Source organism: Streptomyces echinatus (assembly GCF_014203595.1).
Classification (GTDB): domain Bacteria; phylum Actinomycetota; class Actinomycetes; order Streptomycetales; family Streptomycetaceae; genus Streptomyces; species Streptomyces echinatus.
In genome coordinates this window covers 24836-32416 of record NZ_JACHJK010000034.1, presented here as the reverse complement: position 1 = coordinate 32416, position 7581 = coordinate 24836, and the positions used below count along the sequence as shown (strand labels likewise).

The following is a 7581-nucleotide window of genomic DNA, read 5'->3' as shown; positions in this document are numbered from 1 at the left end:
TGTTCAGTGCGCAGACCCTGGCAGGTGCCTTCCTGGACACAGCTGAATCCCGGCACGAAGCCTGCCACCTTGCTGCAATCTGGTTCAGGCGAACAGGGTGGTGAGGGCTGCGGTGATGGCGGCGAGGGTGATGACCGCGGCGAACGTGGTGGCGGCGCGGGGGACACCCAGGCAGCCGAATGCCGTCACCGCCTGCAATGGGCCCACCACCTCCGCCACCTCGCCGCCGACCGCGGCAGCACTAGTGCCCTGCGCCGGCTGGCGTGGAGGTGGGAGGAGGCCGGGGACCGGGAGGGGGCCGAATCCCTTTACCGGCAGGCCGCCGACCACGGCAACATCCGCGTCATGTGGCAGCTAGTGGAAATGCGGGAGAGGTCCGGAGCGCTGATCCCGCTCACCTGCAACGAGATCCAGCGCCTGTTCGTCGCCCTCGTCGTCCGACCCGTGCACGACGCCGCCCACCGGCTCGGCTGGTCCGACTGGCGGCGACGTCATCAGGCCCGGTCCCGAGCCAGCCACTACCGGCCACTTGGGTGCTCAGCGAAGGGCATCTGTTCAGCTGAGGACCGCGGTGGCTTCGATCTCGACCAGATGGTCGGGAACATCCAGTGCCGCAACGCCCAGCAGCGTGGCCGGCGGGACCGGGGTGGTTCCCAGCATTGCGGCCGCCCGGGAGATCCCCTCCAGGAGCGGGGGCATCTTGTCGGGAGTCCAGTCGACAACGTAGAAGGTCAGTTTCGCCACGTCGTCGAAGGAGCCGCCTGCCTCGGCCAGGGCGGTGCCTATGTTGAGGTAGCACTGCTCGACCTGCGCGGCGAGGTCGCCTTCGCCGACCGTGATCCCCTCGGCGTCCCAGGCGACCTGACCGGCGATGAAGACCAGCTTCGACCCGGTTGCGATCGAGACCTGCCGGTAGACATCGATCTCGGGCAATCCATGGGGGTTCACCAGGGTGATGGCCATGCCGTCCGCCTCCTTGTCCGGGCATCGTGGGCCCGTTCTCGTCACTCCAGACCCTCGTGGTCTCTTGTGGTTACTCAGGAACCGTAAGAGAGTGGTCGCTGACATGGAAGAACGCACTTTTTAGTGACTGGGGAACCTGATGGTGACCAAACAGATCAAGGGCCGATCCGAGGAAGCGGACCTCAGGCGCGCGGACTCATTGGCGCGAGAGATCTTCTCCGACGTCGCCAACAAGTGGGCGTTCCTGATCATCGAGACTCTCGGTGAACGCACCCTGAGATTCAGCGAGCTGCGGAACGCGATCGAGGGCATCAGCCACAAGATGCTCACTCAGAACCTGCGCATGCTGGAGCGCAACGGCCTGGTCGAGCGCAGCGTGCACCCCACCGTCCCGCCGCGTGTCGAATACACCCTCACCGAGCCGGGCCAGGGCCTACGCGCAACCGTCGACGGAATGTGTGACTGGACCCACCGGTACTTCGGTCACATCGAGGCCGCTCGCCACCGCTTCGACGCCTGACGGCTGATCACGATGTACAGCTGGAGTATCAACCCCCCAGGCACAGGGCCCGCGTTGGTTCCATATGCTGCCGCACTCGATCTGCCTCACTCCCTGGTCGAGTGGGTAACCATGCTCATCGTCACCCGCGAGGTTGACCGCCGCGGCAAGCTCCCACCCTGCCGCAGCTCCGCGCTCCGCAGCCCCGTCGCATTCCGCAACCCGGCGAGGCCGGCGGGGGTGCGCGTGACGCCGAAGAAGAGCGGGCGCGTGGACGAGCCCCGCTGTCGGCACTTCAGCCCCAGCACGCGAGCTGCCACACCCGGTGGCACCCCCAGCGCAGCAGCGACGCGGTCCACCCGCGAGGTGAACGCCTCACCTCGCACAGGGCAGGGCACCGCCGGCAGGCGACGGACGCGGGACACAGCGACGAGTCGCCGGCCGGACACTCGAGGCAGTGGCGGCACAACTCGGCCATGAGCGGGCGGCCTCACACTCCGCCCCCGCAGGCAGGAAGGGGTGTCCGGCCGGGCAGGCAACGAGCATCGCCGCGGCACAGAAGCGGAGCTCCCGTCCCAGGATCGAGACTCGGGTGAGGGGTGCATGCGCGCCAAGATGCCAGCCACCACGCCGCCGAACGGCTACCCAGGTCCGCGAAGTCCCCCGATCGACCGCACCCACGGCAGCATCCGTCCGAGCGTTCGTGCAACCACTCGACACAGCACGCCCGATCGGACGACTTCCATCATGCGGCGCTACTGAACAGACGCCTGCGCTACTGAACCTTGGGCCGCACGGCTGAACTTCCGGCTAATGAACAGCGGTTCGCTTCACAGTGGCGCCAGCAACCTCCGCGGCCCCTCGGGAATCATCGTCTCCCTGGCCGAACGGATCGGTCAGGTTCTGCCTCATCGGTCGGCGTCGGGTCCGGAAGGGGACGCCGTCGTACCCGAGGGCGGGGCCTGAAATCGTCGATACCGGCGACTAGGCTGATCATTCGTTCGAGCGATGAGGGGGAGCATGATCGACGTCGACGCGTATCTGGCCGTGCTGGGGGTGCCCCGGCCGGCGGCGCCGACCGCCGAGGCGCTGTGGGCACTGCACAGGGCGCAGGTGGAACGGGTTGCCTACGAGACCCTCGACAACCAGCTGGGACGGCCGACGGGTGTCGGCGCCGAGGAATCCGTGGCCCGGATCCTGCGCGGGCGCGGCGGCTACTGCTTCCACCTCAACGGGGCCTTCGCCGCGCTGCTGACGGCCCTCGGCTACGACGTGACCCTGCACCGGGCCGGGGTGCAGGACGAGGTGGAGGACCCCGAGGGGCCGGGCGGCGACCACCTCGCGCTCACCGTGGGGCTGGACGGCGAGCGGTGGCTGGTGGACACGGGGCTGGCCGGCGGGATGTACGAGCCGCTGCCGCTGCGCGAAGGCACCTACACGCAGGGGCCGTTCACCTACGCCATGGCCCCGTCGGTGGTGGTGCCCGGCGGCTGGCGGTTCGCCCACGACCCCCGCGGCGCCTTCACGGCGATGGTCTTCGCGCCGGAGCCCGTGGAACTGTCCTTCTTCGCCGAAGAGCACCACCGGCTGTCCACTTCCCCCGAGTCCGGATTCGTCAGGGTTCTCCAGGTCCAGCTCCGCGACGCCAAGGGCGTGGACATGCTGCGCGGCTGTGTGCTGCGCCGGATCGACGCCGTAGGCACGCACGAGCAGACCATCAACGCGGCCGACGACTGGTACGGCGTACTGGCCGATGTGTTCCACCTGAACCTGGCCGACGTCGACGCCCCCGCCCGGGCCGAGCTGTGGCACCGCGTCCGGACCGCACACCGGGAGTGGGAGGCCGCGGGGCAGCGTGCGACCCTCTGACGGCCGCACCGACCAGCGACGAGCGCCCCGCCACGCAGCGGCCCCCCGCATCACCGCCGACCCGGTGCCGTACCGGACAACCGGCCACGGTGAGGCATGAAGACCGGCTCACCTCGTTCTGCTGCCGGCCCGTCGCCGGTATGACGGTGCCGGCCGCGCGGCCAGGGAGCGTTCACGTCACCAGACGCAGTGACGTCGCCGCGACGCCCAGCCGCACGCTCTGCCCCCAGGTCAGCTCCAGGGCGTCGGCCTCCATCCCGTCCCCGAAGACCACCATCCGGTCCGACTCCACCGTCAGCCGCAGCTCCTGCCCCCGCCCCAGCTCACCGGCGACCCTCGACGTCCCGGTCGAGGGCGACGGCCAGGCCTCGCGCACGAACCACAGGAGCCGCGGATCGCACGGCGCGGGCATCGGCATGGTGCTGCCGCGCTCCAGCCACAGGGAGCGGAGCCACCCGGTGGCGCCCGTGCCGGTGCCGACCAGCACCCCGGAGGAGGCCTGGGCCTCGCCCCGGTCCGTCCCGCCGTCGGTGCCCAGGCGGTAGCGGGCGGTCTGGTGACCGGGCGGGCCCAGGTAGATCTCGTTCAGCGCGAGAAGGCGCTGACTGTCGTCGGCGACGGCCTCGACCATGGTCAGCGCCTCCGCCCGGTCCCCTGCCGCGGTCGCGGTCCGCAGCAGGGAGGCCGCGTCGGCGCTGCGGTGACGGACCAGGACCCCCGGGTTGCGCCCAGGGTCGGTGTCGATGCCCACCACCGGCTGCCCGGAGAGGTACTTCGCGGCGTTGGCGACCAGGCCGTCCTGGCCGACCACGACCACCACGTCCTCCGGGGCGAACAGGAAGCAGTCCAGGTCCGCCCGCTCCACGCTGGAGCTGCGCCAGGTGAGCGGCACGGCCGATGCCACGTCCCGCAGCGCCTGCCGCGTGTCGGCGTGGCGGCGGGCCACCTCGTCGATCGAGCGGCCCCGGCTGGAGAGGAAGAACGCGGCCTGCCCGTGCGTCCCGTGCCGGGCGAGCAGTTCCTCGTACTCGGTCCTGCGGTGCACGAGCACCGCCCGCGGCGCCAGGCTCACGCGTCCGCCCGGCTCTCCGGACGCCCGAGTTTGGCCAGCAGCCCGGTGAGCACGTCCGGGGAGAGCGTGATGCTCTCGATCCGCGGCAGGTTCTCCGCCAGCCGGGTCGCTGCCAGGGCTTGCAGGGTGGCCGGGTCGACCTCGCCGTGCACCCGCAGCCAGGCGGCCTGGGCCTCGGCGCGCGCCGCGCCCGTCGCGCGTGCGGCCTCGGCGTCCGCGTGAGCCAGGCGGACCTTGCGCGCCGCCTCGGCCTCGGTCCGTACGCCGTCGGCCGCCGCCTTCTCCTCGGCCTCACGACGTGTGTTGGTGCCGCGCTGCTCGACCAACTGCTCCTCGCGCCGGGCCAGTTCGATCTGGCTGGCCAGCTCGTTCTCGGCGATGGCACGCTCGCGCTCGACGGCGACGGCCCGCCGCTCGTAGGTGGCCCGGTCCGCCTCCTGCTGGATCTGCTCGCGGGCGGGGGTGCGCAGGGCGCGCTCCACCTCGGCCTCGGGCCGGATCGCGACGACACGCACGGTCACCACCTCGATGCCGGTGGCCGGGAGGCGGGGCTCGGCGGCGAGACCGGTGGCGACCCGCTCCCGCACGGCGGCGACGCCGTCCACCAGGGCGACGGCCAGCGGGGTGCGGGCCAGTACGTCCAGCGTGTGCTGCTGCGCGGTCTCGGTGAGGAGGGTGGCGATCTGCTCCAGGGGTGTGCCGCGCCAGTTCCCGCTGTCCGGGTCCACGGAGAAGTCGATCCTGTTCGCCGCCTCGGCCGGGTCGCTGATCCGGTAGGTGACGGTGGCCTGCACGGTGACGTCCTGGAAGTCGGCGGTACGGGCGTGGAACGCCATGGCCAGCTCCCGGTCGTCGACCGGCACTTCGGAGAGGGCCGCCGACAGGGACCGGTACCAGAAGCTGAGCCCCCGGCCGTCGTGGGTGAGCCGGCCGCGCTTGTGGTGGCGTATGTGGGCGGTGGGCGCGGAGCGCAGATGGCGCCATCCGAAGCGCCGGGTGATGTCGGCCATGGGGACCCCCTTGATTTCGTCAATGGGACGATAACGGAGGGCTGTTGATCTCGTCAATAAGACGAGAACGAGTCGGCGGATGCGGTCGGGGTCGGGTGGATCAGCCGCGGGCCGGGGCTTAGCGTCGAAAGAAAGGGGCCTGACATCCACATCCATCCGCAAGGAGGGTGATCATGGACATCAAAGGTTCGGTAGCCCTGGTCACGGGAGCCAACCGCGGCATCGGTCTGGCCTTCACCCAGGCACTGCTCGATCACGGAGCCGCCAAGGTCTACGCCGGTGTCCGGGAGCCCGCGACCGTCCGTAACCCCGAGCTCACCCCGCTGCGGCTGGACGTCACCGACGAGGAGCAGGTCGCCGCGGCCGCACGCGCCGCCGACGATGTCAGCATCGTCATCAACAACGCCGGAGTCACCGGTGGCCCGCCCCTCCTCGAAGGGTCGTTCGACGGTGCCAGGCGCGAGATGGAGGTCAACTACTTCGGCACCTGGGCTGTCTCACGCGCTTTCGCGCCGGTGTTGGCCGCCCATGGCGGCGGAGCGCTCGTCAACATGCTGTCCCGGGCGTCGTGGGTGGCCAACCGGCGGCTTCCCAGCTACGCGGCCTCCAAGTCCGCCGAGTGGTCGCTGACGAACGCTTTCCGGCTGGAGCTGCGAGGGCAGGGAACGCTGGTGGTCGGTGTGCATGCCGGCTATGTCGACACCGACTTGGCGGCGGACATCGACGCCCCGAAGGTCCTTGCGGCCGACGTCGCCGAGCAGACGATGACCGGGTTGCTCAATGACGAACCCGAAGTGCTGGTCGACGAGGCCACCCGCTGGGCACGCGCCGCGCTGTCGGGCGACCTGGAGACGCTGTACGCCGGTCTGTGACCGCTGTGGACCTGCCGTGGCCCCGACCGTAGAGCAGGGCCGGGCATGCTGCACCGGCCGCGCTTCAACGGTGCTTCAGTTCCGCCATCGGGCGGCCGTCGCTGCCTACCAGCTCGCTGCCGAGGTATGCGGCGTGTGCCATTGCCGTCCGCCGTATGGCGAGTATGGCGGCATCGTCGCGGAGGGCCCCGCCGGTATGGGCCAGGAGGTCGCGCTGGACGCACTCGACGAGAGTGTCGGGATGGCACCTGACCCACAGAGCGAGTCGCTCTTCGAGCGGGTAGAAGGCGCCGCTGCTGTCGCGGGCCTCCACGAGACCGTCGGTGTACATGAGCAGCGTGTCACCGGCCCCGAACGGGAACGTGTGAGAGGTGCGGACGTCCCGCGTCAGCACGCACATGCCCAGGGGCGGCGCAGGGGGACTCCGGACACTCCTCACCTGCCCCCGGCTGATGAGCAGGGGCGGCGGGTGCCCGCAGTGCGTCAACCGCGCCACACAGCCGTGGTCGGGAATCTCCAGCAGCAGCGCGGTGATGAAGTGCTCCTCGGCCTCGTCGTCCACCCCGAGGAACTGGGTGGAGTAGCGGCACGCACTGCGGTCCAGGGCGCCGGCGAGCGCCGGCAGTGTGGCGTGCTGGTGAGCGGCCTCCTGGAACGCGCCCATCAGCGCGGCCGCCTCACCCACAGCGTTCAGTCCCTTCCCCCTGACGTCGCCGATGAGCACGCGAGTGAGGTCGCCGGTGCGGGCCACGGCGTACAGGTCACCGCCGATACGGGCTTCCTTGGCGGCGGCCAGGTACGTGCACGACAGGTGCAGGGTGCCCAGCCGGCGGGGGAGCGGACGTAGCAGCGCCCGTTGCGCGGCCTCGGACACGGACCGCACCTGGGCGAGCTCGGCCCTGCGCCGGTCACGCACCAGGCAGACGATCACGGCCAACGTCGAGAGGATCGCGAGTCCGATGATCTGGGAGATGTGGTTGGGCGTGGTCAGACCGCCGTGGAAAACGGCGATGACCACTTGAGCCGCCACCGCCACTACGCCGATCAGTCCGGTCAGCCAGACCCCACCGATCGCGACAGTGATGGCAGGGGCTACGACCAGCAGCGGACCGAGGTGGACGGATTCCGGAGTCTGGATGTCCACGACGGTGATCGTGACGATCAACCCGATGGGGAGCAGCACCAAGGCCCGGGTGGCGTGCCACCGCTGCCATGTGCCGGTGAACCGCTGGCCAGGCTGCATATGTCCAATGTGCACCTTCCGGCCGCGCGGCGCGCTGGTCGGCTGGAACCGAC

Annotated in this window: 8 protein-coding genes and 2 pseudogenes; 5 read left to right on the top strand and 5 right to left on the bottom strand. The window is 70.4% G+C overall.

Annotated elements, in window-relative coordinates; genetic code table 11:
- Positions 1-84: 84 nt before the first annotated feature.
- Positions 85-210: a hypothetical protein gene (locus FHS34_RS43665; protein ID WP_263978513.1), complete on the bottom strand. Its 126-nt coding sequence runs from the start codon at positions 208-210 to the stop codon at positions 85-87.
- 174 nt (positions 211-384) lie between these two features.
- Here FHS34_RS43665 and FHS34_RS41135 point away from each other — a divergent pair.
- Positions 385-525: pseudogene (locus FHS34_RS41135) on the top strand (IS701 family transposase); the annotation flags it as partial.
- A gap of 30 nt (positions 526-555) precedes the next feature.
- Here the strand turns inward: FHS34_RS41135 and FHS34_RS41130 are convergent.
- The gene (locus tag FHS34_RS41130) at positions 556-963 is read right to left on the bottom strand and encodes a RidA family protein (RefSeq protein ID WP_184975842.1); all 408 of its coding nucleotides are present in this window, start codon (positions 961-963) and stop codon (positions 556-558) included.
- A gap of 139 nt (positions 964-1102) precedes the next feature.
- Between FHS34_RS41130 and FHS34_RS41125 the strand changes: the two genes are divergently transcribed.
- The 3 genes and pseudogenes from FHS34_RS41125 to FHS34_RS41115 all read left to right on the top strand — a co-directional run bounded on the left by FHS34_RS41125 (position 1103) and on the right by FHS34_RS41115 (position 3331).
- Positions 1103-1483, top strand: a complete 381-nt coding sequence (locus tag FHS34_RS41125; protein WP_184975839.1) for a winged helix-turn-helix transcriptional regulator — start codon at positions 1103-1105, stop codon at positions 1481-1483.
- Between the two features lie 54 nt (positions 1484-1537).
- Positions 1538-1642: pseudogene (locus tag FHS34_RS41120) on the top strand (IS5/IS1182 family transposase); the annotation flags it as partial.
- Between the two features lie 840 nt (positions 1643-2482).
- Positions 2483-3331, top strand: a complete 849-nt coding sequence (locus FHS34_RS41115; protein WP_184975836.1) for an arylamine N-acetyltransferase family protein — start codon at positions 2483-2485, stop codon at positions 3329-3331.
- 172 nt (positions 3332-3503) lie between these two features.
- On the opposite strand, the gene FHS34_RS41110 is transcribed toward FHS34_RS41115, so the two are convergent.
- Positions 3504-4403: a hypothetical protein gene (locus tag FHS34_RS41110; RefSeq protein WP_184975833.1), complete on the bottom strand. Its 900-nt coding sequence runs from the start codon at positions 4401-4403 to the stop codon at positions 3504-3506.
- A complete protein-coding gene (locus FHS34_RS41105) occupies positions 4400-5413 on the bottom strand; it encodes an SPFH domain-containing protein (RefSeq protein WP_184975830.1) in 1014 nt (337 codons plus the stop codon). Before FHS34_RS41105 ends, FHS34_RS41110 begins: the two co-directional genes overlap by 4 nt.
- Before the next feature lie 173 nt (positions 5414-5586).
- Between FHS34_RS41105 and FHS34_RS41100 the strand changes: the two genes are divergently transcribed.
- Positions 5587-6285 carry an SDR family oxidoreductase gene (locus tag FHS34_RS41100; protein ID WP_184975827.1) on the top strand — a complete coding sequence of 233 codons (699 nt, stop codon included), beginning with the start codon at positions 5587-5589 and terminating at the stop codon, positions 6283-6285.
- A gap of 64 nt (positions 6286-6349) precedes the next feature.
- On the opposite strand, the gene FHS34_RS41095 is transcribed toward FHS34_RS41100, so the two are convergent.
- On the bottom strand, positions 6350-7528 hold the full coding sequence (locus tag FHS34_RS41095; RefSeq protein ID WP_184975824.1) for a PP2C family protein-serine/threonine phosphatase: 1179 nt from the start codon (positions 7526-7528) through the stop codon (positions 6350-6352).
- Positions 7529-7581 lie beyond the last annotated feature (53 nt).

Bases quoted from the DNA above. Each gene is read 5' to 3' on its own strand.
- FHS34_RS41125 (WP_184975839.1), top strand. From the start codon at position 1,103: ATGGTGACCAAACAGATCAAGGGCCGATCCGAGGAAGCGGACCTCAGG.
- FHS34_RS41100 (WP_184975827.1), top strand. From the start codon at position 5,587: ATGGACATCAAAGGTTCGGTAGCCCTGGTCACGGGAGCCAACCGCGGC.
- FHS34_RS41105 (WP_184975830.1), bottom strand. From the start codon at position 5,413: ATGGCCGACATCACCCGGCGCTTCGGATGGCGCCATCTGCGCTCCGCG.
- FHS34_RS41115 (WP_184975836.1), top strand. From the start codon at position 2,483: ATGATCGACGTCGACGCGTATCTGGCCGTGCTGGGGGTGCCCCGGCCG.
- FHS34_RS41130 (WP_184975842.1), bottom strand. From the start codon at position 963: ATGGCCATCACCCTGGTGAACCCCCATGGATTGCCCGAGATCGATGTC.
- FHS34_RS41095 (WP_184975824.1), bottom strand. From the start codon at position 7,528: ATGCAGCCTGGCCAGCGGTTCACCGGCACATGGCAGCGGTGGCACGCC.